We start from the raw sequence: 1078 nt of genomic DNA, 5'->3' as shown, positions 1-1078 counted from the left end.
ACGAGTGTGTCCGGCAGCCCGGCCAGGCGGGCCCGCAGGCGTTCGTTGCGGCCGCACAGCACGATCGGGAGGAAACCGGCGGCGGCTAGCAGCCGGGCGGTCCCGTCCAGCTCCGAGGCCGCGCCCCAGGCGCCGGCGGACAGGACGACGGGCGGACGTCCGGGGGCGTACCGCTCGAAGCGCCGCCGCCATCGCGCCGCTCCGGCGGCCGGCGCGAAGAAGCCGGGTGCCACGACCGGTCCGGCCGTCTCGACGGGCACCGCGATGCGCCGGCCCACCTCCCGCGCGGCGTCGTCGGTGAGGCAGAGGTACAGGTCGTTGCCGGGGTGGAGCCACTGCCGGTGGACGGCGAAGTCGACCATGAGGACGGCGCTCGGGGGCCGCAGCCGCCCGCGGGCCCTCAGATGACCGGTCAGCTGGGCGGCCAGATGGAAGACGGGGACCACCACGTCGGCGCCCGTGCGCTCCGTGAGGTCCGTCAGGCGGCGGCCCGCCAGCCGGGCGAGGGGGATGCCGCTGGGGCGGTGCCGCGGGCCGGGGCGCAGCAGCGCCCGGTAGAGGCCCGCGTACATCCAGGGGAAGTGGCGCACCGACGCCTGGTAGAAGCGGCGCAGTCCGGTTCCCAGGCCGTGCGGGAGCAGTCGCAGGAGGTCCACGACCTGCGCGTCGTGGCCTTGTTCCCGGGCTCGGCGGGCGAGTTCGCCGGCCACCGTGTCGTGGCCGGCTCCCATGCTCGCGCTGACGATCAGCAGTCGCAGCCTGCCGTCCGCCGGCGCGTACCGGCGGGGTACCGAGGACGGTGAGTGCACGGGATGGTGTGTCTCCTGCGCCGCGCCGGTGAAACACGCTCCCGCGCGTTTCGGCGGCCGGACCGGGGATACTCCAGGGTGCCCTCCCCGACGAACGCCGGGAGCAGCCGCGGACGGCGGCCTTCCTGGCGTTCACCCGCGCATCCGAGGTGCAGCCCATGTCTCACGCTTCCCCCGCCGGCACGGCCGACGTGTCGTCCCCCCGGACGCCCGTCGCGGCGCCGGGCCTGGGCCGGCGGCTCGCCGCCGTGTTCGGCTGAACGGCGTCA

The 1078-nt window shown here is 76.2% G+C and carries 1 protein-coding gene; it reads right to left on the bottom strand.

Translation table 11 applies throughout. The features are described 5' to 3' along the window. Positions 1-731 (bottom strand): galactosyldiacylglycerol synthase (locus tag B7767_RS33685; protein WP_085575417.1); only part of this gene is annotated, 731 nt, incomplete at its 3' end. Between the last annotated feature and the right edge of the window lie 347 nt (positions 732-1078).

It is taken from the genome of Streptomyces sp. 13-12-16 (assembly GCF_002114215.1).
Lineage (GTDB): Bacteria > Actinomycetota > Actinomycetes > Streptomycetales > Streptomycetaceae > Streptomyces.
Note: the sequence above shows the minus strand (reverse complement) of the source record. Positions and strands in the feature narration are given on the sequence as shown.